This is a genomic window from Pseudomonas sp. MOIL14HWK12:I2, assembly GCF_000510745.1.
GTDB lineage: Bacteria > Pseudomonadota > Gammaproteobacteria > Pseudomonadales > Pseudomonadaceae > Chryseomonas > Chryseomonas oryzihabitans.
The window spans coordinates 95409-120996 of sequence record NZ_AZOA01000015.1; the positions used below are offsets into that span (position 1 = coordinate 95409).

The 25588-nt window shown below is 67.0% G+C and carries 21 protein-coding genes and 1 riboswitch; of the genes, 15 read left to right on the forward strand and 6 right to left on the reverse strand.

The window, feature by feature from the left end; genetic code table 11:
• Positions 1–23: 23 nt before the first annotated feature.
• The 4 genes from speA to PSK12I2_RS0114280 all read right to left on the reverse strand — a co-directional run bounded on the left by speA (position 24) and on the right by PSK12I2_RS0114280 (position 4079).
• Positions 24–1937 (reverse strand): arginine decarboxylase, encoded by a 1914-nt coding sequence (speA, locus tag PSK12I2_RS0114265; RefSeq protein ID WP_007161593.1) that lies wholly within the window; start codon positions 1935–1937, stop codon positions 24–26.
• A gap of 86 nt (positions 1938–2023) precedes the next feature.
• Positions 2024–2368 (reverse strand): translation initiation factor Sui1, encoded by a 345-nt coding sequence (locus PSK12I2_RS0114270; protein ID WP_027598933.1) that lies wholly within the window; start codon positions 2366–2368, stop codon positions 2024–2026.
• Positions 2369–2511: 143 nt separating this feature from the next.
• Positions 2512–3063, reverse strand: coding sequence for an NUDIX hydrolase (locus PSK12I2_RS0114275; RefSeq protein WP_027598934.1), 552 nt, complete (start codon positions 3061–3063; stop codon positions 2512–2514).
• On the reverse strand, positions 3063–4079 hold the full coding sequence (locus PSK12I2_RS0114280; RefSeq protein ID WP_007161590.1) for a DUF2333 family protein: 1017 nt from the start codon (positions 4077–4079) through the stop codon (positions 3063–3065). Before PSK12I2_RS0114280 ends, PSK12I2_RS0114275 begins: the two co-directional genes overlap by 1 nt.
• Before the next feature lie 268 nt (positions 4080–4347).
• Between PSK12I2_RS0114280 and PSK12I2_RS0114285 the strand changes: the two genes are divergently transcribed.
• The 12 genes from PSK12I2_RS0114285 to PSK12I2_RS0114340 all read left to right on the forward strand — a co-directional run bounded on the left by PSK12I2_RS0114285 (position 4348) and on the right by PSK12I2_RS0114340 (position 20105).
• Complete coding sequence (locus PSK12I2_RS0114285; protein ID WP_017641054.1) at positions 4348–5967, forward strand: PleD family two-component system response regulator; 1620 nt, start codon at positions 4348–4350, stop codon at positions 5965–5967.
• 51 nt (positions 5968–6018) lie between these two features.
• A complete protein-coding gene (dsbD, locus tag PSK12I2_RS0114290; RefSeq protein ID WP_027598935.1) occupies positions 6019–7773 on the forward strand; it encodes a protein-disulfide reductase DsbD in 1755 nt (584 codons plus the stop codon).
• A 116-nt stretch (positions 7774–7889) separates the two neighbouring features.
• On the forward strand, positions 7890–8336 hold the full coding sequence (gene aroQ / locus PSK12I2_RS0114295; RefSeq protein WP_007161587.1) for a type II 3-dehydroquinate dehydratase: 447 nt from the start codon (positions 7890–7892) through the stop codon (positions 8334–8336).
• Positions 8337–8389: 53 nt separating this feature from the next.
• A complete protein-coding gene (gene accB / locus PSK12I2_RS0114300; RefSeq protein ID WP_007161586.1) occupies positions 8390–8857 on the forward strand; it encodes an acetyl-CoA carboxylase biotin carboxyl carrier protein in 468 nt (155 codons plus the stop codon).
• A 16-nt stretch (positions 8858–8873) separates the two neighbouring features.
• Positions 8874–10220, forward strand: a complete 1347-nt coding sequence (gene accC, locus PSK12I2_RS0114305; protein ID WP_027598936.1) for an acetyl-CoA carboxylase biotin carboxylase subunit — start codon at positions 8874–8876, stop codon at positions 10218–10220.
• Positions 10221–10314: 94 nt separating this feature from the next.
• The gene (gene prmA / locus PSK12I2_RS0114310) at positions 10315–11190 is read left to right on the forward strand and encodes a 50S ribosomal protein L11 methyltransferase (RefSeq protein WP_027598937.1); all 876 of its coding nucleotides are present in this window, start codon (positions 10315–10317) and stop codon (positions 11188–11190) included.
• A gap of 108 nt (positions 11191–11298) precedes the next feature.
• Positions 11299–12741 (forward strand): DUF3426 domain-containing protein, encoded by a 1443-nt coding sequence (locus tag PSK12I2_RS0114315; protein ID WP_027598938.1) that lies wholly within the window; start codon positions 11299–11301, stop codon positions 12739–12741.
• Between the two features lie 155 nt (positions 12742–12896).
• Entirely contained in the window at positions 12897–13889 is a 993-nt protein-coding gene (gene dusB / locus PSK12I2_RS0114320) for a tRNA dihydrouridine synthase DusB (RefSeq protein WP_027598939.1), read from the forward strand.
• Positions 13886–14203, forward strand: coding sequence for a DNA-binding transcriptional regulator Fis (gene fis / locus PSK12I2_RS0114325; protein ID WP_026083845.1), 318 nt, complete (start codon positions 13886–13888; stop codon positions 14201–14203). Before dusB ends, fis begins: the two co-directional genes overlap by 4 nt.
• A 66-nt stretch (positions 14204–14269) precedes the next feature.
• Positions 14270–15862, forward strand: coding sequence for a bifunctional phosphoribosylaminoimidazolecarboxamide formyltransferase/IMP cyclohydrolase (gene purH / locus PSK12I2_RS0114330; protein WP_027598940.1), 1593 nt, complete (start codon positions 14270–14272; stop codon positions 15860–15862).
• Between the two features lie 90 nt (positions 15863–15952).
• Entirely contained in the window at positions 15953–17236 is a 1284-nt protein-coding gene (gene purD / locus PSK12I2_RS0114335) for a phosphoribosylamine--glycine ligase (RefSeq protein WP_027598941.1), read from the forward strand.
• 94 nt (positions 17237–17330) lie between these two features.
• Entirely contained in the window at positions 17331–20105 is a 2775-nt protein-coding gene (locus PSK12I2_RS0114340; protein WP_027598942.1) for a response regulator, read from the forward strand.
• Here the strand turns inward: PSK12I2_RS0114340 and PSK12I2_RS0114345 are convergent.
• Positions 20089–20484 (reverse strand): acyl-CoA thioesterase, encoded by a 396-nt coding sequence (locus tag PSK12I2_RS0114345; protein WP_007161577.1) that lies wholly within the window; start codon positions 20482–20484, stop codon positions 20089–20091. The two genes, PSK12I2_RS0114340 and PSK12I2_RS0114345, sit on opposite strands and share 17 nt — an antisense overlap.
• Positions 20485–20635: 151 nt before the next feature.
• A riboswitch (S-adenosyl-L-homocysteine riboswitch) is annotated at positions 20636–20778 on the forward strand.
• Positions 20779–20800: 22 nt separating this feature from the next.
• Between PSK12I2_RS0114345 and ahcY the strand changes: the two genes are divergently transcribed.
• The 3 genes from ahcY to PSK12I2_RS0114360 all read left to right on the forward strand — a co-directional run bounded on the left by ahcY (position 20801) and on the right by PSK12I2_RS0114360 (position 25156).
• Positions 20801–22207, forward strand: a complete 1407-nt coding sequence (gene ahcY / locus PSK12I2_RS0114350; RefSeq protein WP_007161576.1) for an adenosylhomocysteinase — start codon at positions 20801–20803, stop codon at positions 22205–22207.
• Positions 22207–23091, forward strand: coding sequence for a methylenetetrahydrofolate reductase [NAD(P)H] (gene metF, locus PSK12I2_RS0114355; protein WP_223855405.1), 885 nt, complete (start codon positions 22207–22209; stop codon positions 23089–23091). Before ahcY ends, metF begins: the two co-directional genes overlap by 1 nt.
• A 184-nt stretch (positions 23092–23275) precedes the next feature.
• Entirely contained in the window at positions 23276–25156 is a 1881-nt protein-coding gene (locus PSK12I2_RS0114360) for a DEAD/DEAH box helicase (RefSeq protein ID WP_027598943.1), read from the forward strand.
• An 83-nt stretch (positions 25157–25239) separates the two neighbouring features.
• On the opposite strand, the gene PSK12I2_RS0114365 is transcribed toward PSK12I2_RS0114360, so the two are convergent.
• Positions 25240–25527: a PA4642 family protein gene (locus PSK12I2_RS0114365; RefSeq protein WP_007161573.1), complete on the reverse strand. Its 288-nt coding sequence runs from the start codon at positions 25525–25527 to the stop codon at positions 25240–25242.
• Positions 25528–25588: the final 61 nt, after the last annotated feature.

Below are 25588 nucleotides of genomic sequence, written 5' to 3' on the forward strand. Positions count from 1 at the left end.
CCCGGCCGCCAGGGTTCGCTTCGTCAGCCGGCGAGATAGGAGGAACGGGTCAGGCCCAGGCGCATGGCGTCGAGGAACTGGGTGCGCTCGCGCGCGGTGAGGCGCGCACTGGCGACCTTGTCGCGGTAGTAGGTCATCAGTTCCTCGGGCGAGAGGTGCACGTACCTGAGCATGTCCTCGATGGTGTCGTGGGTCTCGATGCCCCCGTGGCGCACACTGCCGTCGGCGTCCTGGTAGACGTTCACCGAATCGGTGTCGCCGAACAGGTTGTGCATGTCGCCAAGGATCTCCTGATAGGCGCCCACCAGGAACACCGCCAGCAGATAGTCTTCGCCCTCGCGCACCTCGTGCACCGGCAGGCTGGTCTCGATGCTCTGCTCGTCGACGTACTGCTTGATCTTGCCGTCGGAGTCGCAGGTCAGGTCCTGCAGCACGGCGCGGCGCACCGGCTCCTCGTCCAGGCGGGTCAGGGGCACGATGGGCAGGATCTGGTCGATGGCCCAGGTGTCGGGCAGGCTCTGGAACACCGAGAAGTTGCAGATGTACTTGTCGGCCAGCTTGTCGTTGAGTTCGTCGAGCACCTGGCGGTGAGAGCGCTGGCGCGCCTTGAGCTGGTTGTAGAGGCGACGGCAGATGGCGAAGTAGCACTGCTCGGCCAGGGCCTTGTCGCTCAGGCTCAGGGTGCCGGCGGCGTACTGGGCGGCGGCTTCGCTGACGTACTGGGTGGCGCGCCAGTAGGTCTCGGTGACCATCTCCGGATCGGTGTCGCCGAGCAGTTCGGCCAGCCACTGCACCACCTCGGCCTTGCCTTCGAAGCGCTCGCTGGCCGGCACGCTGTCGTTGTGGCGCTCGACGTCGGTGACCTGCATCACCAGCATGGCGTGATGGGCGGTCATGGCCCGGCCGCTTTCCGAGAAGATGTTCGGATGCGGCAACTCCTGCTGGTCGCAGAATTCCTTGAGCATGCCGACCACGGTACCGGCGTAGTCGTCCATGTCGTAGTTGATCGAGCTGGCGTTGCGCGAGTGGGTGCCGTCGTAGTCGACGCCCAGACCGCCACCGACATCGATGTGGTCCAGCGGCAGGCCCAGGGCGCGCAGCTCGGCGTAGTAGCGGATGGCTTCGCGGAAGCCCTGGCGATAGTCGGCCAGGTTGGCGATCTGCGAACCCATGTGGAAGTGCAGCAGGCGCACGCCCTGCTCCAGGCCGGCGGCGCGGAAGCGCTCGATCACCGACAGCAGCTGGGCGGCGGAGAGACCGAACTTGGACTTCTCGCCACCGGTGTCGGCCCATTTGCTCGACGCCAGGGACGACAGTCGCACGCGCAGGCCGACCTGGGGCGTGACCTTGAGCTCGGCCGCCTCCTCGATCACCAGCGGGACCTCGGATTCCTTCTCGATGACGATGAAGACGCTGTGGCCCAGCTTCTGGCCCATCAGCGCCAGGCGGATGAATTCGCGGTCCTTGTAGCCGTTGCAGACGATGGTGCCGCCCTTGGGCGCCAGCGCCAGCACCGCCATCAGCTCCGGCTTGGAGCCGGCTTCCAGGCCGATGGAGACGTCACGGGTGGCGATGATGTTTTCCACCACCGCTTCCTGCTGGTTGACCTTGATCGGATAGAGGGCGGTGTAGCGGCCCTGATAGTCGAGGCGCTCGATGTTGCGATCGAAGGCACCGGTCAGGTGGCGCACCTGGCCCTGGAGGATGTCGGGGAAACGCACCAGCAGCGGCAGCGACAGCCCCGCTTCGCGCAGCTGGCCGACCAGCACATGGAGGTCGATCGGCTGGCCGTCCGGGCCGTGGGGGCGGACTTCGACGTTGCCGGCGTCGCTGATGGCGAAGTAGCCGGCACCCCAGTGGCGAATACCATAGACGCTGCGGCTGTCCGCCACGGTCCACTGGCTGCCGTCATCTTTGCGCGTGCGTCGTGGGGACATTCGCGGGAATCTCCTGTAGGGAATCTTGCTTTGGATGGACCGCCGCCAGGGGCGGTAAGTTGTACGCGGAGGCTGGAAGGCCTGGCCTAGCCGCCCGATCTCTTGGTCTTGAAGCCGCGTTTTTCGAGTTCGCCGAGCAACAGGTCGACATGATCGCCCTGGATCTCGATGACGCCATCCTTGAGCGCCCCGCCGGTGCCGCAGCGGCGCTTGAGCGCGCTGGCCAGGTCCTTGAGCTCCTCCTCGCCCAGGGGCACGCCGCTGACCGTGGTCACCGTCTTGCCGCCACGGCCCTTGGTCTCGCGGCGCACCCGGGCGATGCCGTCGCCCGCCGGAGCCGGCGCCTGAGGTTCTTCCGGGCGAATGCGGCCGACGTCGGTGGAGTACACCAGACGGCTGAGATCCGACAGCGACGAGGTTTTCTTGCTCAAGGGACGGTCCTCCCAGTCGGGTTCAGGCGCCGGGCGCCTGGAGGAAGCCTTGGACGCAGCGCCGGCCGGCACGGGCCGCGCTGGTCCGGGGCCGCGCAATGTAGCAGCATCGTCCGCGGATGCTAAGGCGCGAATGCGAGAAATTAAGGCAGGGATGCGACATCCGCGCGGCTGAGCGCCAGCTGCAGGGCTTCCAGCGAATCCGGGCAATAAGGTCGCTGACGCGCGTCGTCGAGGATGGTCGCCGGGGCCAGGAAGCGCGCCTCCAGTACCTCTTCCGGTTGCAGCCGCAACGGACCGTTCCAGCGCGCGCTGAACACGCCGCCCCAGAGGCGATTGCCCGGCTCCTCGAAATAGAAGGTGCCATGGGCGCGCAGGGGCACGCCGCTGACGCCTAGTTCCTCGGCCAGCTCGCGAGCGGCCGACTCCGCATAGCTCTCGCCCGGTGCCACCATGCCGCCGGCGGCGACGTCCCAGTAGCCCGGGTAGAGCGCCTTGCTCAGGGTGCGCCGGTGCACGCAGAGTTCGCCGGCATCATTGAACAGGAGGATGAAGGTGCAGCGACCGATCAGGCCGCGGGCACGCAGTTCCGCCCGCGGCAATTCACCCTGGATGCGGTCGTCGCGATCGACCCAGACCACCCGTTCCCGGTCGGAGGCGGCGCGATGCGCCGCTTCGCGAGCGTCCGGCGTCATCAGCCCTGTTCCAGCAACTGGCGCAGGTCGATGATGGCGGCGTTGGCGCGGGAGATGTAGTTGGCGATCACCAGCGAATGGTTGGCCAGGATGCCGAAGCCGCTGCCGTTGAGGATCATCGGACTCCAGACCGGCTGCTGCGCCGCTTCCAGTTCGCGGATGATCTCGCGCACGTTCACCGTGGCGTTCTTCTTCGCCAGGGTGTCGGCGAAGTCGACCTCGATGGCGCGCAGGATGTGCGACAGCGCCCAGGCCTGACCGCGGGCCTCGTAGAAGACATTGTCGATCTGCAGCCAGGGCGTCTCGACGCGCTGCTCGTGCACCTCCGGCACCTGGCCGGCGGGGATGTCCTGGTTCGGCCGCACCTCGGCGTCAAGGCGAACCCGACCGACGCTGGCGGACAGCCGCTGGGACAGCGAACCCAGGCGGGTCTCGACGTCACCCAGCCAGTTGCGCAGGTTGTCCGAACGCGAATAGAAGTAGGCGGTGGGCTGGCCCTGGGCATTCTGGCCACCCAGGCGCGCCAGGTAGCGGTCCAGGGAGGCGATGCCGGCGCGGTATTCCGATTCCGACGAGGGCATGGCCCAGCTGTGGTTGTCGAAGTTGAAGCGCGGCTCGGCCTGGGCCAGGTCGACGTCCTCGGTGGACTGCGACTGGGAACGGGCGAAGTCCTTGCGCAGGGCGCGCGCCAGGTCGCGGGTCTGCACCAGCACGCCGTATTCCCAGGACGGCATGTCGTCGAGCCAGAGGCCCGGCGGGAAGATGTCGTTGGAGAGATAGCCACCCGGCTTGTCCAGCAGGGTACCGGCCACCTGCTTGAGGGTCTCGACCGTGGTGTAGCCAAGCACCAGCTTGCGCCCGCTGGCCGCGGCCGCCTCCTGGGCATGCTGCTGCACCGGGAAGAAATCCGGTTCGCGACTCCAGTACCAGCCTATCGCCAGGGTGACCAGCAGGTAGAGCGCGACCAGCACTGCCACCAGCCGGAGCCATCCCGACCTCAAGTTCCACTCCCGCATGGGCAATTCCTTGCAATGTTTTCAAAGGTGTTGGCGCTTGGACCCCTGCCTGCGGCGCCGGTTGCGCAGCCTTGGCGGCCGGCGCGGGCGCCAGGCACCCGGGCAGCCGCTTCCGAGACTAGGGTAACAGGCGACGGACGCTACTCCAGAAGCGACCGACAGTGTCCATGCGAGCGGCATAGCCGCCGCTAACCAGGGTACCGCCTCTCCCCTGCCCGCCAGCAATTGGTAGCATAGGGCCACCACCTCAAGAATGACGGAACAATTCGTGAGCGAACCAGATGATCCGAGCCGGGACCGCCTCAAGCTGCACTTCGCGCAACGGGTCATCCACCAGTCGCGCCAGGTGCTGGAGATCTGGCAACGGCTGCAACGAGACGAGTGGACGGCCGGCAGCCTGGTCGAGCTGACCGACGCCAACGCGCGCCTGTTGCAATACGCCAAGCGCTTCGAGCAGCAGGGCCATGCCGAGCTCGCCGAGGCCATCGGCGCCTCCCTGGCCCAGGTCGCCGCCAATCGCGGTCGCCTCAACAGCCAGGCCATCACCGAACTCAGCCTGGCCATGCAGAGCCTGTCGCGCACCGGACTGCGCCAGGGTGACCAGCTGGAAACCACCAGCCTGCCGCCGCTGCGCAAGCCGATCTACATCGCCCTGCTCGACACCGAGCGCGCCGAGCGCCTGGCGCAGCAGATGGAATACTTCGGCGTCACCATCCAGATCATCCACGGCGCCGACGACTTCCGCGCGATGATGGACAGCCGGCATCCGGCGGTCATCGTCATGGACGTGGACTTCGGCGGCGCGGGTGCCGGCATCCAGCTGGCGCTGGAGGCCCAGACCGGTCTGGAGCGCAAGCTGCCGGTGCTGTTCTACAGCCACCAGGAAGCCGACACCCCCTTTCGCCTGGCCGCGGTGCGCGCCGGCGGCCAGGAGTTCTACACCGGCACCCTGGATTCGGCGCGGCTGCTGGAAAAGATCGAGACCCTCACCCGCACCGTCTACTACGATCCGATCCGTGCCCTGGTGGTGGACGACTCCCGCGCCCAGGCCATGGCCACGGAAATGGCGCTCAACAGCGCCGGCATCGTCACCCGCACCCTGATGCAACCCGGCGCGGTGATGGCGCACCTGGCCGAATTCGTGCCCGATCTGATCATCCTCGACATGTACATGCCGGAGTGCACCGGCACCGAGCTGGCCAAGGTCATCCGCCAGCACGAGCGCTATGTCAGCGTGCCCATCATCTACCTGTCGGCCGAGGACGACCTCGACAAGCAGCTGGACGCCATGAGCGAAGGCGGCGACGACTTCCTCACCAAGCCGATCAAGCCGCGCCACCTGATCGCCACCGTGCGTACCCGCGCGGCCCGGGCGCGCAGCCTGCAGGCGCGCATCGTCCAGGACAGCCTCACCGGCCTGTACAACCACACCCACACCCTGCAGCTGCTGGAAGACGCCTGCTTCCGCGCCCGGCGCAGCCAGCGGCCGATCACCTTCGCCATGCTGGACATCGACCACTTCAAGCAGGTCAACGACCACTACGGCCATCCCATGGGCGATCGGGTGATCAAGAGCCTGGCGCTGTTCCTCAAGCAGCGCCTGCGCAAGTCCGACCACATCGGCCGTTATGGCGGTGAGGAATTCGCCATCGTGCTGCCCGACACCGACCTGGCCACCGCCACCCGCCTGATCGACGAGATCCGCCAGCGCTTCGCCGAGATCCACTATCCGGCGCCGCCCAAGGAACTCAGCTGCACCTTCAGCGCCGGCGTGGCGCAGCTGCAGCCCGGCCAGGAGATGCCCGCGCTGGCCAAACAGGCGGACGAAGCCCTCTATGCCGCCAAGCATGCGGGACGCAATTGCGTACGCCAGTACGGCCAGGACTGACGAGCCAGATGCCTCTGCTATGATCGGCCGCTGCCGATCGCCGAGAAGCCCATGCGTGTCCTGCTGTTCCTGCTCACCCTGCTGCTGACCCTGCCCGCCGCCGCTGGCCTGTTCGATGCGCCACGCCCGAGCGCCGCGCTGGGCCTGGACGGTCAGCGCTCCAGTCAGCCATTCCTGCCGGTGGATCAGGCCTTTCGCCTGGAGCAGCGCCGCGACGCCGAGGGCCGTCCCCAGCTGCGCTTCACCATCGCCGAGGGCTACTACCTCTATCGGCAACGCTTCGCCTTCGACGCCGACCCCGGCCTGCTCACCGCGCCGGTAGCCCTGCCGCCCGGCGAGCCCAAGCGCGATGAATGGTTCGGCGACGTCCAGGTCTATCACGCCGGCGTCGACATCCCCCTGCCCCTGGCGCCCGACCGCGGCGGCCAGATCAAGGTGACCTACCAGGGCTGCGCCGATCGCGGCCTCTGCTATCCGCCGGAAACCCGCACCCTGGACATCGCCGGCCCTGCGCTTGCGACCCCGGCGGCCACCGTGCCCGTCCCCGCTCAGCTCGACTGGCACAGGATCCTGCTGGCCTTTCTCGCCGGACTCGGGCTGACCTTCACCCCCTGCGTCCTGCCGATGCTGCCCATCGTCTCGGCGGTGGTTCTGGCCGGCAAGGCGCGCCCCGGACGTGGCCTGCTGCTGGCGCTGGCCTACGTGGTGCCCATGGCCCTGAGCTTCGCCGCCCTGGGCGCGCTCATGGGCGTCTTTGGCGCCAGCCTCAATCTGCAGGCGCAATTGCAGTCGGCCTGGGTGCTGATTCCCTTCGCCGCGCTGTTCGCGCTGTTCGCCCTGGCCATGTTCGGTCTCTTCGAGCTGCGCCTGCCGGCGGTCCTGCGCGAGCGCCTGGAGCAGCTGGCCAGCGGCACCCGCGGCGGTTCCCTGGGCGGCGCGGCCACCCTGGGCGTGCTCTCCAGCCTGATCGTCTCGCCCTGCGTCTCGGCGCCCCTGGCGGGCCTGCTGCTCTATATCAGCAGCACCGCCGACTGGCTCGGCGGCGGACTGGCGCTGTTCGCCCTGGGCCTGGGCATGGGTACCCCACTGATCCTCATCGCCGCCGGTGGCGGCGCCCTGCTGCCACGCAGCGGCGCCTGGCTGGTGGGCATGCGCAATGCCTTCGGCGTCCTGTTGCTGGCGGTAGCCCTGTGGCTGCTCGAACGGCTGCTGCCGGGGCCGCTGGCGCTGGCCGCCTGGGGCCTGCTGGCGGCCGGCGTCGGGCTGTTTCTCGGCGCTCTGGAATTCGTACCAAAGCCACCCCGTCAGCGGCTGCTGCAACTGGCCGGCCTGACCCTGGTGGTCTATGGCGCGGCCGCCGGCATCGGCGCCCTGCGCGGGGCCAGCGATCCCCTGCGACCGCTGGGCGACGCCGCGGCGCCCGCCGTGGCCGGCCGCGCGGAAGTCATGCACAGCCTCAGCGATCCGGCGGCCCTGGCCAGCCGTCTCGGCCAGGGGCGACCGGTGCTGGTGGACGTCTATGCCGACTGGTGCATCAGTTGCAAGCTGATCGAGCGCGAGGTGTTCGGCAATCCCGAGGTCCAGGCGCATTTGCGCGACTTCACGCTGATCCGCTTCGATATGACGCAAAGCACCCGGGAACAGCGGCAGTGGCTGGAACGGCACGGGCTGTTCGGTCCGCCAGCGATCCTGTTCTATGCCGGCAGTGGCCAGGAGCAGACCCAGGCGCGCATCGTCGGCGAAATCGACGCCGCGGGTTTTCTCGCCCGACTCGGTGAAGCAAAAAGGCTTATCGCCAGCGATTAAAAGAATTTCGCCCAACGTGCGGGCATTTCCGGCAAACGTCTAGCGACTGGACAGTCACCTCCGGTTGCGGCATAGTCCGCGGCCAATCTGGTTGCGAAATCGCGAGGCAAGTGGCTATGGCGCATCTGCTGGTACTGCACGGGCCCAACCTGAATCTCCTGGGCACCCGCGAGCCGGGCGTCTACGGGGCCACCACCCTGGCCCAGATCAACGCCGATCTCGAAGCCCGCGCCACTGCGGCGGGGCATCGCCTGCAATACCTGCAAAGCAACGCCGAGCACCTGCTGATCGAACGCATCCATGCCGCGCGTGACGAAGGGGTGGATTTCATCCTCATCAATCCGGCTGCCTTCACCCATACCAGTGTCGCCCTACGTGACGCCTTGCTCGCGGTGAGCATCCCATTCATCGAAGTGCACCTGTCGAACGTGCACAAGCGCGAGGCCTTCCGCCACCACTCCTATTTTTCCGACGTGGCGGTCGGTGTCATCTGCGGGCTCGGTGCCAGTGGCTATCGCCTGGCCCTGGAAGCCGCCTGCGAACAGCTCGCCGCCCGCGGCTGAGCGCGACTCAATATCCAGAACATCACCAGAACCCGAGGGGAGAGCCAACGCCAATGGACATCCGTAAAGTCAAGAAACTGATCGAGCTGCTGGAAGAGTCCGGTATCGACGAGCTGGAAATCCGCGAAGGCGAAGAATCCGTCCGCATCAGCCGCAACACCGGCCGCGGCCAGGGCATGCAGACCGTCTACGCCGCTGCCCCCGCTCCGGTCGCCGCCCCGGCCCCGGCTGCCGCGCCGGCCGCTGCCGCTGCACCCGCCAGCGAAGCCGCCGCGCCGCAACTGACCGGTAACGTGGCTCGTTCGCCCATGGTCGGCACCTTCTACCGCGCCTCCTCGCCCACCACCCCGGCCTTCGTCGAAGTCGGCCAGCAGGTGAAGAAAGGCGACATTCTGTGCATCGTCGAAGCCATGAAGATGATGAACCACATCGAAGCCGAAGCCAGCGGCACCATCGGCCAGGTGCTGGTCGAGAACGGTCAGCCCGTCGAATTCGACCAGCCGCTGTTCACCATTGTCTAAGCCCGTGGAGCCCACGATGCTGGAAAAAGTCCTGATCGCCAACCGCGGGGAAATCGCCCTGCGCGTGGTGCGTGCCTGCAAGGAGCTGGGCATCAAGACGGTGGCGGTTCATTCCACCGCCGACCGCGAACTGATGCATCTGTCCCTCGCCGACGAATCGGTGTGCATCGGCCCGGCCCCCTCGCCCCAGTCCTACCTGAACATCCCGGCCATCATCAGTGCCGCGGAAGTCACCGGCGCCACCGCCATCCACCCCGGCTACGGCTTTCTCGCCGAGAACGCCGACTTCGCCGAGCAGGTGGAGCAGTCCGGATTCGCCTTCGTCGGCCCCACCGCCGACGTGATTCGCCTGATGGGCGACAAGGTGTCCGCCAAGAACGCCATGAAGCAGGCCGGTGTCCCCACCGTGCCGGGCTCCGACGGCGCCCTGCCGGATGACGAGGCCGAGTGCCTGCGCATCGGCCGCGAAGTCGGCTATCCGGTGATCATCAAGGCCGCCGGTGGCGGTGGTGGTCGCGGCATGCGCGTGGTCGAGGACGAGGCCGAGCTGATCAAGTCGATCAAGCTGACCCAGACCGAAGCCGGCGCCGCCTTCGGCAACTCCATGGTCTACATGGAGAAATTCCTCGGCAATCCGCGTCACGTGGAAGTCCAGGTGCTCTCCGATGGCCAGGGCAACGCCGTGCACCTCTATGACCGCGACTGCTCGCTGCAGCGCCGTCACCAGAAGGTCATCGAGGAGGCGCCTGCGCCCCAGATCGACGAGAAGGCCCGCGAAGAAGTCCTGGCACGCTGCGTCAAGGCCTGCATCGACATCGGCTACCGTGGCGCCGGCACCTTCGAGTTCCTCTACGAAGACGGTCGCTTCTACTTCATCGAGATGAACACCCGCGTGCAGGTGGAGCATCCGGTGACCGAGATGATCACTGGCGTCGACATCGTCAAGGAGATGCTCAGCATCGCCGCGGGCAACCCGCTGTCGATCAAGCAGGAAGACATCAAGATCACCGGTCACGCCATCGAGTGCCGGATCAACGCCGAAGATCCCAAGACCTTCATGCCCTCTCCGGGCCTGGTCAAGCACTACCATGCACCGGGCGGCAACGGCGTGCGGGTGGATTCGCACCTGTACAGCGGCTACAAGGTTCCGCCGAACTACGATTCGCTGATCGCCAAGCTGATCACCTGGGGCAAGACCCGCGACGAGGCCATGGCCCGGATGCGCAACGCTCTGGACGAGCTGATCGTCGACGGCATCAAGACCAATGCCGATCTGCACCGGATGCTGACCCGCGACCAGGCCTTCGGCCAGGGCGGCGTGAACATCCACTACCTGGAGAAGAAGCTCGGCCTGCGCCACTGAGGACGTGACGAGCTCTGATTCAGCGAACGGGCTGCCCTCGGGCAGCCCGTTTTCATTTACCCTCCCCGCTTTGACCCGATTCAGGTAGCCCACCATGTCCTGGCTGCAAGTCCGCCTCGCCCTCACCCCCGCCCAGGCGGAAACCTACGAAGACCTCATGCTCGAACTGGGCGCCGTCTCGGTGACATTCATGGACGCCGAGGACCAGCCGATCTTCGAGCCGGATCTCGGCACCACCCCGCTGTGGTCCCAGACCCACCTGCTGGCGCTGTTCGAAGGCGATACCGACGCCGCCGCCCTGGAGCAGCGCGTGCAGCTCCTGGCCAACGGCCTCGTCTACGAGGTGGAGCGCCTGGAAGACCAGGAATGGGAACGCAGCTGGATGGACAACTTCCAGCCCATGCGTTTCGGCCAGCGACTGTGGATCGTGCCCAGCTGGCACGAGGCCCCGGAACCCGAGGCGGTCAATCTGCTGCTGGATCCAGGCCTGGCCTTTGGCACCGGCACCCACCCCACCACCTCGCTGTGCCTGCAGTGGCTGGACGGCGAACCGGTCCAGGGCCTGCAGGTGCTGGATTTCGGCTGCGGTTCGGGCATCCTCGCCATCGCCGCCCTGCTGCTGGGCGCCGAGCACGCCGTGGGCACCGACATCGACGTCCAGGCCCTGGAAGCCTCGCGGGAGAATGCCAATCGCAACGGCATCGACCCGGCACGCTTTCCGCTGTACCTGCCCGCCGATCTGCCAGGCGAGCCGGCTGACGTGGTGGTGGCCAACATCCTCGCCGGTCCGCTGGTCGGCCTGGCCGAGCAGATCACCCGCCTGACCCGCATCGGCGGTCGCCTGGCCCTTTCCGGCATCCTCGCCGAGCAGGCCGAGGACGTGCGCGCCGCCTATGCCGGCTGCTTCGACCTGGAACCCACCGCCACCCTGGACGGCTGGGTACGCATTAGCGGCACCCGTCGTCGCTGACCTGCGCACCGCCACCGGTCCGCTCACCCGGCGGCCCGGTGGAGGCCCTTCTTTCGCCAGGGCCTTCGGGTACACTAGCGCGCTTCACTCCCTGGCTGTCGCCTCGCCATGACCGAATCCCTCGTCGCCCAGTGTCCGCATTGCCATACCCGCTTCCGCGTCACCCAGGAACACCTGGCTGCCGCGGACGGCGACGTACGCTGTGGCGTCTGCCTGGAAGTGTTCAACGCCAGCAACCAGGCCGCACCCCTGACGGCGCCGCAGCCCATGCCCGTGCCACCTGCGCCCGTGGCCGAACCGGCGCCGACGCCCAGCGAAGCGGCCTGGCCCCATGACGAACTGGACCTGAGCCACCTGGAGCTGGACGCCGAGGTCGCCCGTCTGGGCGCCCTGGAAGAACAGCGCCGCGCGCCGATCGCGCCGGCAGCCCTGCCCGCGGAGGCAACACCTCCTGCCGTGGCCGCGCCGCGGGAAGAACCGGCACCGGTCCAGGGCCTGGCGGCCCATCGCCCCCAGGACGACGAAGACCCCTTCGAACTGCCGTCGCTCGGCGCCGCCTCCGCCGAGCGCGAACCCGAGCCGGAATCCCTACGCCTGCCGGCCGAACCCGAGGTCGAGTTCGAACCGCAGCCCGCGCCCTTGCCGCTTCCCGCCGCCGAGCCGGAACCGGAGCCCGAGCCCGCCGTGGAGGCCCGGCCGGAGCCGGACATCCCCCCCGTGCCGACGGCCGCACCGGTGGCACCGCTCGCGGCCACGCGCGCCCCGCTCAAGCCCGCCCCGGCCACGCCGCCCGCGCCCCTCACCACCGCGCCCCCGCGTGAACGCCAGGAGCCGGCACTCGGGCGGGTCGAAGCCGACGACGACGAACGCGCCGAACCCGGCCTGGGTCGGCTCGACGACTGGCAGGAGCCCGTTGCCGAACCCCTCAGCGCCGCACGCGACGGCGACGACGAGCCGCTGCCGGCCAAGGCCACGACCGCCCTGCGTAGCGAACCGGAATGGCAGGACGATCCCCTGCTGGACCTGCACGACGATCCGCTGCAGCTGGACAGCCAACCACGGCGCCCGCACTGGGGTCGCCGCCTGCTGTGGATCCTGCTCTGCCTGCTGGCGCTGCTCGGCCTGGCCGGCCAGTACGTCTATTACCACTTCGACGAACTGGCGCGGCAGGACAGCTATCGCCCGCTGTTCGTCCAGGCCTGCGCCAGCCTGGGCTGCAAGGTGCCGTCCAAGGTCGATGTCCAGCAGATCCGCAGCAGCAACCTGGTGGTACGCAGCCATCCGCAATTTTCCGGAGCCCTGCGCGTCGATGCCATCCTCTACAACCGGGCGCCCTTCTCGCAGCCCTTTCCGCTGCTGGAATTGCGCTTCGCCGACCTCAACGGCCAGTTGCTCGCCAGCCGCCGTTTCAAGCCCGGCGAGTACCTGAACGGCGAGCTCAAGGGCCAGGACGAGATGCCGCCGCAGACGCCGATCCACATCGCCCTGGACATTCTCGACCCCGGTCCGCGCGCGGTGAACTACAGCCTGAGCTTCTTCTCGCCGGAGTAGCGCCAGGGCGAATTGCTCATAAACTAGCCAACTCGCGCTTTATCCGGAGGCGGCGAGCGGGTATCATTCCCAACCCTTTTCAAGCACAGCAGCCCCTGTCCGCGGCCGGTTTCCGGCGCAGGCGGAACAGGCGCCTATTCGCCAGGGAAAAAGATATGTCGATGGTACGCATCGGCCCTTATACCTTGCCCAATCCGCTGATTCTCGCGCCCATGGCCGGGGTCACCGACCTGCCCTTCCGGCGCCTGTGCCTGGCACTCGGCGCCGGCATGGCCGTGTCGGAAATGGTGACCAGTGACGTGCGGCTCTATGACAGCCGCAAGTCGCGGCTGCGCCTGATCCACGCCAGCGAGCAGGAACCGCGCTCGGTGCAGATCGCCGGCGGCGATCCGGCAATGCTGGCCGAAGCAGCCCAGCGCAATGTCGAACTGGGTGCCCAGATCATCGACATCAACATGGGCTGCCCGGCGAAAAAGGTCTGCAACAAGGCCGCCGGCTCCGCGCTGATGAAGGACGAGGTCCTGGTGGCCGAGATCCTCGCCGCCGTGGTGGCCGCGGTAGACGTTCCGGTGACCCTGAAGATCCGCACCGGCTGGAATCCCGAGAATCGCAACGGCCTGCGCATCGCGCAGTTGGCCGAAGCCGCCGGCATCCAGGCACTGGCCGTGCACGGCCGCACCCGTGACGACAGGTTCCTGGGCGCCGCCGAGTACGACACCATCGCCGCCATCAAGCAGGCGGTCGGCATCCCGGTGTTCGCCAATGGTGACATCGACAGCCCGGAAAAGGCCCGGCGCGTGCTCGAGCACACCGGCTGCGACGGCCTGCTGATCGGCCGCGCCGCCCAGGGCCGCCCCTGGATCTTCCGCGAGATCGCCCACTACCTGGCGACCGGCGAGCACCTGGCGGCGCCGAGCGATGCCGAGGTGGAGGCCATCCTGCTGGAGCACCTCGACGCCCTGCACGCCTTCTACGGCCCGGAAATGGGCGTGCGCATCGCCCGCAAGCACGTCGGCTGGTACCTGGCCGACCGGCCGGGCGCCGCGGAATCGCGCGCCCAGTTCAACCGACTGCAAGACACCCAAGCCCAGCACGCCAGCATTCGCGCGTTCTTCGCGCAGCCCCCGATCGGGAAGCAGGTGGCATGAATTCGATGACCGAGACTTTGACTGGAACAGCGCCCGTGAGTGACAACGGCGACCTCAAGCAGCACCTGACCGCTCCCCTGCAGGAGGGCCAGACGCTGCGCGACAGCGTGGAAAAGGCGCTGCGCAACTATTTCGCCCACCTCGATGGGCAGCCGGTGACCGACGTCTACAACATGGTGCTCTGCGAAGTGGAAGCACCCCTGCTCGAAAGCGTGATGAATTACGTCAAGGGCAACCAGACCAAGGCATCGGAGATGCTCGGGCTCAATCGCGGCACCCTGCGCAAGAAGCTCAAGCAATACGACCTGCTCTGATCCGCCTCATCGCCGGCGGCCCAGGGGGCTTGACCGGCGGTCTCTCTCCTCCTGATGGACATGACCATGACCGACCAGACCTCTCGCCTCCCCGTCCGCCGTGCGCTGATCAGCGTGTCCGACAAGACGGGCGTCGTCGACTTCGCCCGTGAACTCGCGGCCATCGGCGTGGAAATCCTGTCCACCGGCGGGACCTACAAGCTGCTGCGCGACGAAGGCATCCCGGCGGTGGAAGTCGCCGACTACACCGGCTTCCCGGAAATGATGGACGGCCGCGTCAAGACCCTGCATCCGAAGATCCACGGCGGCATCCTCGGCCGCCGCGGCATCGACCACGAGGTCATGAGCGAGCACGGCATCCGCCCGATCGACCTGGTCGCGGTCAATCTCTACCCCTTCGCCGCCACCGTGGCCAAGCCCGGCTGCAGCCTGGCCGACGCCATCGAGAACATCGACATCGGCGGTCCGACCATGGTCCGCAGCGCGGCCAAGAACCACAAGGACGTCGCCATCGTGGTCAATGCCAGCGACTACGCGTCCATCCTCGACGACCTCAAGGCCGGCGGCCTGACCTATGCCCAGCGCTTCGACCTGGCGCTCAAGGCCTTCGAGCACACCGCCGCCTACGACGGCATGATCGCCAACTACCTGGGCAGCATCGACCAGCAGGCCGAGACCCTGTCCACCGAAGGCCGCGCCGCCTTCCCGCGTACCTTCAGCGCCCAGTTCATCAAGGCGCAGGACATGAGATACGGCGAGAACCCGCACCAGCAGGCGGCCTTCTATGTCGAGCACGCCAGCGAAGCCTGCGTGGCCACCGCCACCCAGCTGCAGGGCAAGGAACTGTCCTTCAACAACGTCGCCGACACCGACGCCGCCCTGGAAACCGTCAAGAGCTACGAGGAGCCGGCCTGCGTCATCGTCAAGCACGCCAACCCCTGTGGCGTGGCCGTGGCCGGCGACATCCGCCAGGCCTATGAACTGGCCTATGCCACCGACAGCGAGTCGGCCTTCGGCGGCATCATCGCCTTCAACCGCGAACTGGACGCCGAGACCGCCCGCGCCATCGTCGAGCGCCAGTTCGTCGAGGTGATCATCGCCCCGCGCGTCAGCGCCGAAGCCCGCGACGTCGTCGCGGCCAAGGCCAACGTCCGCCTGCTGGAGTGCGGCGAGTGGCCCGCCGAGCGCAAGCCCGGCCTGGACCTCAAGCGCGTCAATGGCGGTCTGCTGGTGCAGAGCCGCGACATCGCCATGATCACCGCCGCCGACCTCAAGGTGGTGACCCAGCGCGCCCCCAGCGAGCAGGAACTGCAGGACCTGATCTTCGCCTGGAAGGTGGCCAAGTTCGTCAAGTCCAACGCCATCGTCTACGCCAAGGGCCAACAGACCGTGGGTATCGGCGCCGGCCAGATGAGTCGCGTCAACTCGGCGCGCATCGCCGCCATCAAGGCCGAGCACGCCGGCCTGGCCGTGGCCGGCGCGGTCATGGCCTCGGACGCCTTCTTCCCCTTCCGTGACGGCATCGACAACGCCGCGGCCAACGGCATCACCGCGGTGATCCAGCCGGGCGGCTCCATGCGCGACGCCGAGGTCATCGCCGCCGCCGACGAAGCCGGCATCGCCATGGTCTTTACCGGCATGCGTCACTTCCGCCACTAAGGGCCCGTCACGGCGAGGCCGCACGCGCCTCGCCGTCGCTCCAATTCAAAGTGCGGACGCCACCCTGCGGCCGCCCGAGAGGAACACTGCATGAACGTACTCATCATCGGCAGCGGCGGTCGCGAACACGCCCTGGCCTGGAAGGTCGCCCAGGACACCCGGGTCACCAAGGTCTATGTGGCCCCGGGCAACGCCGGCACCGCCACCGAAGCCAAGTGCGAGAACGTCGCCCTGGACGTCCTGGCCCTGGACCAACTGGCCGACTTCGCCGCCGCCAACGTCGAGCTGACCATCGTCGGCCCCGAGGCGCCGCTGGTGGCCGGGGTGGTCGACCTGTTCCGCAGCCGCGGCCTGCCCTGCTTCGGCCCCACTGCCGGTGCGGCCCAGCTGGAAGGCTCCAAGGCCTTCACCAAGGATTTCCTGGCGCGCCACCAGATCCCCACCGCCGCCTACGCCAACTTCACCGAGGTGGAGCCGGCCCTGGCCTATCTGCGCGAGCAGGGTGCGCCGATCGTGATCAAGGCCGACGGCCTGGCCGCCGGCAAGGGCGTGATCGTCGCCATGACTCTCGCCGAAGCCGAGGACGCCGTGCGTGACATGCTTTCCGGCAATGCCTTCGGCGACGCCGGTGCCCGCGTGGTGATCGAGGAATTCCTCGACGGCGAGGAAGCCAGCTTCATCGTCATGGTCGACGGCAAGCACGTCCTGCCGATGGCCACCAGCCAGGATCACAAGCGCGTCGGCGACGGCGACAGCGGTCCCAACACCGGCGGCATGGGCGCCTATTCCCCGGCGCCGGTGGTGACCCCCGAGGTCCACGAGCGGGTCATGCGCGAGATCATCGAGCCCACCGTGGCCGGCATGGCCAGCGAAGGCAATGTCTACACCGGCTTCCTCTATGCCGGTCTGATGATCGACCAGAGCGGTGCGCCCAAGGTCATCGAATTCAACTGCCGATTCGGCGATCCCGAGACCCAGCCGGTGATGCTGCGCCTGCAGTCCAGCCTGGTGCTGCTGGTGGAGGCCGCCCTGGCCGAGGCGCTCGACAAGATCGAAGCCTGCTGGGATCCGCGTCCGAGCCTGGGCATCGTCCTGGCCGCCGGCGGCTATCCGGGCGACTACGCCAAGGGTGACGCCATCGCCGGTCTCGAAGCCGCCGCGGCCCTGCCGGGCAAGGTGTTCCACGCCGGCACCAGCCTGCGCGATGGTCAGGTCGTCACGGCCGGCGGTCGGGTGCTGTGCGCCACGGCCCTGGGCGAAACGGTCTCCGCCGCCCAGCAGAACGCCTATGCGCTGGCCCAGGAAATCTCTTGGAAGGGCTGCTTCTACCGCAGCGACATCGGCTACCGCGCCATCGCCCGCGAGCGACAGTGAAGCTCGCCTAAGGGATCAGCCTGTTACACTGTTACGTCAACAGACGTGACGGGCTGATCTATACTCGACGTCCGCATTTGCGAAGGGAACTCTCGTGCACCGGCTCTGGATCGCCATAGGCTTTGTGGTCAGCTGGCTGCTGTTGCTGCTGGTGGCCAATTCCGTGCAGGCCGAGAATTCGCCGGATGCGGGCTGGGCGCAATACGAGGACGCCACCGGCGAATTCTCGCTCGACGACGTCCGTGACCGGCTGTCCGCCTTCAAGCCGCTGACCACCGCCCGCGCCCACCGCCCCGCCGGCCCCGGGGCGCTCTGGCTGCACACCCGCATTCAGCCCGACACCCAGCAGCGCCTGCTGCGCATCATTTCGCCCAATGTCGGCTATCTGGACTTCTTCGCCTATCGCGACGACCAGTTGCTCAGCGAGATCCGCGATGGCCTGTCGCGGCCGCTGCTCAATCCGCAGCAACTCAGTCGCGACTTCGTCTTTCCGATTCCGCAGAGCGACCAGCCGCTCGACCTCTTCCTGAGATTCGAATCGCCCCAGCCGATGCGGATCGCCCTGACCCTGAGCAGCAGTGCCGAAGCAGAGGTCACCCATCGGCTGGTGATGTTCGGCGTGCTGCTCGGCTGCCTGGCCATGCTGGCGCTGTACAACGGCGCCCAGCTGCTCTACCACCGCAGTCGCGCCACCAGCGCCCTCACCCTGCTGCTGGTGATGCTGGTCTGCGTGGCCCTGAACATCTTCGGGCTGAGTAAGTTCTTCCTGGGCGGCTTCAAGGGCCAGACGCCGCTGCTGACCGATCTGTCGGTGCTGGCCTGCAGCGCCGCCGGGCTGAATTTCGTGGGGGCCTTCTTTGGCTGGCGGCGACTGCCGCTGTGGATCCGCCGCACGCTCAGGGGCCTGCTGGCGCTGGTCGCCCTGGCCGCCGTGGTGCGCATCGCCGCCGGCGAGTTCTATATCGGCGACTGGCTCATGGTGGTCAATGGTCTGGCGCTGTTCGCCTGCCTGACCATCGCCCTTGAGCGCTGGCACCAGGGTGCCCGCTATGCGCGGCTGCTGGTGGTGAGCTGCGCCCTGCTGGCCCTGGCCGGGCTGATCGCCCTGCCGATCCTGGCCGGTTACGCCAATCCGCCGGTGTGGATGGGCCGCGGCCTGATCGCCAGCTGCATGTTCAGCGGCATCCTGCTCACCCTGGCCCTGGAGGAGCGCCGTCGCTATCTGCGCGAAGAGCATTTCACCCGTACCCGTGACAGAGCGGCCAACCATGCGGAGCTCAAGGGCAAGGCCGAATTCCTTTCGCGCATCAGCCACGAGATCCGCACGCCCATGAACGGCGTGCTGGGCATGACCGAGTTGCTGCAGGGCACGGCGCTGTCGGCCAAGCAGCGCGACTATGTGCAGACCATCCACAGCGCCGGTGCCGAGCTGCTCAACCTGATCAACGAGATCATCGACATCACCCGTCTGGAAAGTGGCCAGATCGAACTGGAAGAGGTCACCTTCGACCTCAATGCCCTGCTCGACGACTGCCTGGACATCTTCCGGCCGCGCGCCGAGGAGCACCGGGTCGAACTGCTCAGCTTCATCCAGCCCCAGGTGCCCCGCCGTTTCATCGGCGATCCGACCCGCCTGCGCCAGATCCTGCTCAACCTGCTGGAAAACGCCTTCCAGCGCACCGAGGAAGGCGAGATCCTCCTGGTGATCTCCCTGGAAGAGGCCACCGGCCAGCCGCCACGCCTGCGCATCTCGGTGCAGGACAGCGGCACCCCACTGGATGCGGCCCTGAGTCGCCAGCTGCTGTCCACCCACCTCGACCGCCGCGACTTCCTCGCCAGCGACACCGACAGCCTGGATTTCGGCCTGATCATCGCCCGCCAGCTGGTGCTGCTGATGCAGGGCGACTTCGGCATCCAGAACAACGCCGAGGGCGGTTCCAGCTTCTGGATCAGCCTGCCTATCCCGGCGCAGGCGCTGGTGCTGTCGCGCGGCGACAGCGACTATCCGCTGCAGGACGTACGGGTGCTGGTGGTCGACGACAACGAGCTCTGCCGCAAGGTCCTGCAGCAGCAGTGCAGCGCCTGGGGCATGCAGGCGGTCACCGCCGCGTCCGGACGCGAAGCCCTGGCCCTGCTGCGCACCCAGTCGCACCTGCGGGAATACTTCGACGTGGTGCTGCTCGACCAGCAGATGCCGGGCATGACCGGCATGCAGCTGGCCGCGCGCATCAACGAAGACGAGAATCTCAACCACGACCTGCTGCTGATCATGCTCACCGGCCTGAGCAATGCGCCGAGCAAGGTCATCGCCCGCAACGCCGGCATCAAGCGGGTGCTGGCCAAGCCGGTGGCCGGCTATACCCTCAGGGCGACCCTGGCGGACGAGCTGTCGCGCCGCGGCCAGCGGGTCAGCGAACCCGAGCCCGAAGAACAGCCCAGCGGCATCCCCAGCGATTTCCGCGTGCTGGTGGCCGAGGACAACAGCATCTCGGTCAAGGTGATCCGCGGCATGCTGAAAAAGCTCGGCGTCGAACCCGACACCGTGAGCAACGGCCTGGAAGCCTTCGAAAAGCTCCAGCAGAACACCTACGACCTGATCCTGATGGATTGCGAGATGCCCCTGCTGGACGGCTTCGGCGCCACCCGCCGGCTACGCGCCTGGGAACAGCAGAATCATAGGTCGCGCACCCCGGTGGTGGCCCTCACCGCCCATATCCTCGCCGAGCACAAGGATCGCGCCCAGGAGGCCGGCATGGACGGCCACATGGGCAAGCCGATCGAACTCTCGCAGCTGCGCGAACTGCTGCTCTACTGGGCCGAGCGACGGCGGCTGGACGTGACCCGCGCGGGCCTCAAGGCGACTCCTTGAACCTGTCCTTGACGTAGGTGATCTCGGTCTTGCCGTGAGGCACCGGATTGCCTTCCTCGTCGAGATTGACGAAGACGATCTTGTCGATGGTGAGGATGCTCTTGCGGGTGATCTTGTTGCGCACCTCGCATCTGAGGGTGATGGAGGTACGCCCGAACTCGGTGGCGGTGATGCCCAGCTCGATGATGTCGCCCTGGCGCGAGGCGCTGATGAAGTTGATCTCGGAGATGTACTTGGTCACCACCTTGGGATTTTCCAGCTGCACGATGGCGTAGATCGCCGCCTCCTCGTCGATCCACTTGAGCAGGCTGCCGCCGAACAGGGTGCCATTGGCGTTGAGGTCTTCGGGTTTCACCCACTTGCGGGTATGGAAGTTCATCAGGGCTCCTTGAATTCCCGGGGTCTTGAGGCATCAGATCAGGGTGCGCGCGGTAGATTCCGGTCGACATGAGGCAGAGCGCCACCCTTTGGGTTTATCGCGATCCTCGTTATACTGCCCGCGCATCGCGGCCACCAGGCCGCCCCGCCTTCCGTTCGAGGGGCGCTGCAGCACGCTGCGTTATCCCATCCTAGCCGACCCGCCGCTGGCGCGGGACCCTCGGCGGGCATGACGCCAGACGTTGTCAGGCTCGAGCGGAGCGTTATCAGAACGCATCAACGGCGCCCATTCGCACCTAACGAATGGAGACTCTTCAATGAGCGCTGTCCTCACGCCTGCCGCTTTCAACGATTTCAAGGTCGCCGACATCTCCCTGGCCGACTGGGGTCGTCGCGAAGTCATCATCGCCGAATCGGAAATGCCCGCCCTCATGGGTCTGAGACGCAAGTACGCCGGCGAGCAACCCCTGGCTGGCGCCAAGATCCTCGGCTGCATCCACATGACCATCCAGACCGCCGTGCTCATCGAGACCCTGGTGGCCCTGGGCGCCGAAGTGCGCTGGTCGAGCTGCAACATCTTCTCCACCCAGGACCAGGCCGCGGCCGCCATCGCCGCCGCCGGCATCCCGGTGTTCGCCTGGAAGGGCGAGACCGAAGCCGAATACGAGTGGTGCATCGAGCAGACCATCCTCAAGGATGGCCAGCCCTGGGACGCCAACATGGTGCTGGACGACGGCGGTGACCTGACCCAGATCCTGCACGACAAGTACCCCCAGGTGCTGGAGCGCGTGCACGGCATCACCGAAGAGACCACCACCGGCGTGCACCGCCTGCTGGACATGCTCAAGGACGGCACCCTCAAGGTCCCGGCGATCAACGTCAACGACTCGGTCACCAAGAGCAAGAACGACAACAAGTACGGCTGCCGCCACAGCCTCAACGACGCCATCAAGCGCGCCACCGACCACCTGCTGTCCGGCAAGCAGGCGCTGGTGATCGGCTACGGCGACGTGGGCAAGGGCTCGGCCGCCTCGCTGCGCCAGGAAGGCATGATCGTCAAGGTCTCGGAAGTCGATCCGATCTGTGCCATGCAGGCCTGCATGGACGGCTACGAGCTGGTCTCGCCCTATGTCGACGGCCTCAACGACGGCACCGAAGCCTCCGTGGATCGCGCCCTGCTGGGCAAGATCGACCTGATCGTCACCACCACCGGCAACGTCAACGTCTGTGACGCCAACATGCTCAAGGCCCTGAAGAAGCGCGCCCTGGTGTGCAACATCGGCCACTTCGACAACGAGATCGACACCGCCTTCATGCGCCAGCACTGGGGCTGGGAAGAGGTGAAGCCGCAGGTGCACAAGATCCACCGCACCGGCCTGACCGTCGATCCGGCCAATGACGACTACCTGATCCTGCTGGCCGAGGGCCGCCTGGTGAACCTGGGCAACGCCACCGGTCACCCCAGCCGCATCATGGACGGCTCCTTCGCCAACCAGGTGCTGGCGCAGATCCACCTGTACCAGGAGAAGTTCGCCGACCTGCCGGTCGCCGAGAAGACCGCCAACGTCACCGTCATGGTCCTGCCCAAGAAGCTCGACGAAGAAGTGGCGCTGGAAATGGTGAAAGGCTTCGGTGGCGTGGTGACCCGCCTGACCGAGGCTCAGGCCAAGTACATCGGCGTGACCCAGGAAGGCCCCTTCAAGCCCGACAGCTACCGCTACTGATGGCCAGCCCCGCCCGCCAGGGCGGGGCCGCTCACGAGAGAGACGCCGTGAAACCCAGTCTGAGTTTCGAATTCTTTCCCTGCAAGACCGAAGCGGGCCACGAGAAGCTGATCGCCACCGCGCGGCAGCTGGCGAGTCATGGGCCGGAGTTCTTTTCCTGCACCTACGGCGCTGGCGGCTCCACCCGCGACGGCACCTATCGTACCGTGCGCCAGCTCAACGACGAGGTCGGGGTACCGACCGCGCCGCACCTGTCCTGCGTCGGCGACAGCAAGGCCAAGTTGCGCGAGCTGCTGCAGCAATACCGGGAAGCCGGCATCAACCGCATCGTCGCCCTGCGCGGCGACCTGCCGTCCGGCATGGGCCTGTCCGGTGGTGGCGAATTGCGTTATGCCAGCGATCTGGTCGCCTTCATCCGCGAGGAAACCGGCGATCACTTCCATATCGAGGTCGCCGCCTATCCGGAAACCCATCCGCAGGCGCGCAGCTTTACGGACGACGTGCGCAATTTCGTGTACAAGATGCAGGCCGGTGCTGACCGCGCGGTCACCCAGTACTTCTTCAACGCCGACTGCTACTTCCATTTTGTGGAACGTGTCCGCAAACTGGGAGTCGAAGCTCCAGTGATCCCTGGCATCATGCCGATCACCAACTACAGCAAGTTGGCGCGCTTCTCCGATGCCTGTGGCGCTGAACTGCCACGCTGGCTGCGGAAGCAACTGGAAGCCTACGGTGACGACACCCAGAGCATCCAGGCCTTTGGCGAAGAAGTCATGACCGCCCTCTGCGAGCGACTGCTCGAAGGCGGGGCACCCGGTGTGCACTTCTACACCCTGAACCAAGCGGAGCCGTGTATCGCCATCTGGCGAAACCTCGGTTTTTGAAGTCGGCCACGCGAACTGGCGGCGACTTCACCCAATCGTGATTACCGCTACCGGTCATCGCCCGACTCTTCATCCAGCGCAGGATGACGAGGGCGGGCGAGATGTCCGAAACCTTTTGGACGTCAACCGGAAGCGCAACCGCGCCCCCACGTCGGCGGGACGCCGACAGAGACAGGAACCCCGCATGTCCTTCATTTCCCTCGGTCTCTCCGAGGCCCTTGCCCGCGCCGTGGAAGACGCTGGCTACACGAATCCCACTCCTGTTCAGCAACGCGCCATTCCGGCCGTCCTGCAGGGTCGCGATCTGATGGTGGCTGCCCAGACCGGCACCGGCAAGACCGGTGGCTTCGCGCTACCGGTGCTCGAGCGCCTGTTTCCCAATGGTCATCCCGATGGCCGCCAGCACGTGGCCAAGCAGCCGCGCGTACTGGTCCTGACGCCGACCCGCGAACTGGCGGCCCAGGTCCACGACAGCTTCAAGGTCTATGCCCGTGACCTGCCCATGCGCAGCGCCTGCGTCTTCGGCGGCGTCGGCCTCAAGCCGCAGGTCACCGCCCTGGCCAAGGGCGTCGACGTGCTCGTCGCCTGCCCGGGGCGTCTGCTGGACCTCGCCGGTCAGCAGAGCGTCGATCTGTCCGCCGTCGAGATCCTGGTGCTGGACGAAGCCGACCGCATGCTCGACATGGGCTTCATCCACGACGTCAAGAAGGTCCTGGCCCGTCTGCCGGCCCGCCGCCAGAACCTGCTGTTCTCGGCCACCTTCTCCAAGGACATCACCGACCTCGCCGGCAAGTTGCTGCAGGATCCCGAGCGGATCGAGGTCACCCCGCCGAACACCACCGTCGAGCGCATCGAGCAGCGGCTGTTCCGCATCCCCGCCAATCAGAAGCGCGCCCTGCTCGCCCACCTGATCACCCTGGGTGCCTGGGAACAGGTGCTGGTGTTCACCCGCACCAAGCACGGCGCCAACCGCCTGGCCGAGTACCTGAACAAGCATGGCCTGCCGGCCGCGCCGATCCATGGCAACAAGAGCCAGAACGCTCGCACCAAGGCCCTGGCCGACTTCAAGAGCAACGAGGTTCGCGTCCTCGTCGCCACCGACATCGCCGCCCGCGGCCTGGACATCGACCAGTTGCCCCACGTGGTCAACTTCGAGCTGCCCAATGTCGAGGAAGACTATGTCCACCGCATCGGCCGTACCGGTCGGGCCGGGCGTAGCGGCGAAGCCATCTCCCTGGTTTCGCCCGACGAAGAGAAACTGCTCAAGGCCATCGAGCGTCTGACCAAGCAGAGCATCCCCGACGGCGACATGCAGGGTTTCGATCCGCAGTCCGTGCCGCCGGAGCAGCCGGAAGTGCGCGCGCCGCGCGAGCCGCGTGGCAAGCCGCAGCAGAATCGCCAGAAGAAGGCCGACAAGCCGGCGCGCAGCGAAGGCAAAGGCCAGAATCAGGGCCAGGGCCAGAACCAGGGCAAGGCCGCCAGTGGCGAGCAGTCCGGTGCCCAGCCCCAGGGCGAGCGCAAGGGCCGTACCCGCAATCGTCGCGACCGCCGTGATCGCGATGACGCCGGTCAGACCAACGCGCAACCCGGCCAGGCCGCGGCCCAGCAGCCGCGCAATCGTGATCCGGAAGAATTCCTGGACGACGATTACGATAACTTCGGCAACAGCGTCGACTACGTCAGCCCCTACCAGGGCAAGGGTCGCAACGGCCAGCGCCGTGGCAACGGCGGCAACGGTGCCCGTCCGGCAGCCGCGAGCAGCAATGGTCAGCAGCCCCGTCAGGGTCAGGGCGCTGCCCGCGCCCAGCGTGGCCAGCAACAGCAGCAGCCCGGCAAGCGCCGTGGCCAGAATGGCCAGCCCCGCGCCGCCCGCCCCTACGAGGCCGCACCCAGCGAGCCGCGTGCCTATGCCCAGGAAGAGCGGGCATCGAGCAAGCCGCAACCGAAGATCGTGCACAAGCCGTCGCGTGCCGACCGCCTGCCGACCCTGGAGCAGCTGGAAGACCTGCCGAGCCGGCCGCGCAGCGAGAAGCCCGCGCTGCTGACCCGCAACCGCGAAGCCTGATGAAGTGCGGGCCGCTCAGGCGGCCCGAACTCCAGGCAAAAAGAAACCCCGCCTTGGCGGGGTTTCTTTTTGGCCGTGGCAGATCAGGCGTGCGCGGCGCGCAGGGCGTCGATATAGGGCTCGGCCTGGCGATGGCTGCGGATCAGCTCGATGAAGTCTTCACCCTGATCGTTACGGGCATCCAGATCATAGCCGGCCTCGACGAAGAAGCCGACGAAGCGCTCGAAATCGTCCGGACGCAGACCGCGATAGGCCTTGACCAGCTTGTGCAGAGACGCGGGGGTATCGTCCGCCGGCTCGACCGCGAGAAACAGCTTGATCTGCTCGTCGCTGATCTCTTCACCGATGACCTGCTTTTTATCCTTGCGCATCCTTTGGCTACCTGTGCTGGGGGATTCTTTGGAGAAAAGAGGACCGATTCTAACCCCGCCC

Bases quoted from the DNA above. Each gene is read 5' to 3' on its own strand.
- PSK12I2_RS0114280 (WP_007161590.1), bottom strand. From the start codon at position 4,079: ATGCGGGAGTGGAACTTGAGGTCGGGATGGCTCCGGCTGGTGGCAGTG.
- ahcY (WP_007161576.1), top strand. From the start codon at position 20,801: ATGAGCGCTGTCCTCACGCCTGCCGCTTTCAACGATTTCAAGGTCGCC.
- accB (WP_007161586.1), top strand. From the start codon at position 8,390: ATGGACATCCGTAAAGTCAAGAAACTGATCGAGCTGCTGGAAGAGTCC.
- purD (WP_027598941.1), top strand. From the start codon at position 15,953: ATGAACGTACTCATCATCGGCAGCGGCGGTCGCGAACACGCCCTGGCC.
- fis (WP_026083845.1), top strand. From the start codon at position 13,886: ATGAATTCGATGACCGAGACTTTGACTGGAACAGCGCCCGTGAGTGAC.
- PSK12I2_RS0114275 (WP_027598934.1), bottom strand. From the start codon at position 3,063: ATGACGCCGGACGCTCGCGAAGCGGCGCATCGCGCCGCCTCCGACCGG.
- PSK12I2_RS0114365 (WP_007161573.1), bottom strand. From the start codon at position 25,527: ATGCGCAAGGATAAAAAGCAGGTCATCGGTGAAGAGATCAGCGACGAG.
- PSK12I2_RS0114315 (WP_027598938.1), top strand. From the start codon at position 11,299: ATGACCGAATCCCTCGTCGCCCAGTGTCCGCATTGCCATACCCGCTTC.
- dusB (WP_027598939.1), top strand. From the start codon at position 12,897: ATGTCGATGGTACGCATCGGCCCTTATACCTTGCCCAATCCGCTGATT.
- speA (WP_007161593.1), bottom strand. From the start codon at position 1,937: ATGTCCCCACGACGCACGCGCAAAGATGACGGCAGCCAGTGGACCGTG.
- accC (WP_027598936.1), top strand. From the start codon at position 8,874: ATGCTGGAAAAAGTCCTGATCGCCAACCGCGGGGAAATCGCCCTGCGC.
- prmA (WP_027598937.1), top strand. From the start codon at position 10,315: ATGTCCTGGCTGCAAGTCCGCCTCGCCCTCACCCCCGCCCAGGCGGAA.
- dsbD (WP_027598935.1), top strand. From the start codon at position 6,019: ATGCGTGTCCTGCTGTTCCTGCTCACCCTGCTGCTGACCCTGCCCGCC.
- purH (WP_027598940.1), top strand. From the start codon at position 14,270: ATGACCGACCAGACCTCTCGCCTCCCCGTCCGCCGTGCGCTGATCAGC.
- PSK12I2_RS0114360 (WP_027598943.1), top strand. From the start codon at position 23,276: ATGTCCTTCATTTCCCTCGGTCTCTCCGAGGCCCTTGCCCGCGCCGTG.
- PSK12I2_RS0114345 (WP_007161577.1), bottom strand. From the start codon at position 20,484: ATGAACTTCCATACCCGCAAGTGGGTGAAACCCGAAGACCTCAACGCC.
- aroQ (WP_007161587.1), top strand. From the start codon at position 7,890: ATGGCGCATCTGCTGGTACTGCACGGGCCCAACCTGAATCTCCTGGGC.
- metF (WP_223855405.1), top strand. From the start codon at position 22,207: ATGGCCAGCCCCGCCCGCCAGGGCGGGGCCGCTCACGAGAGAGACGCC.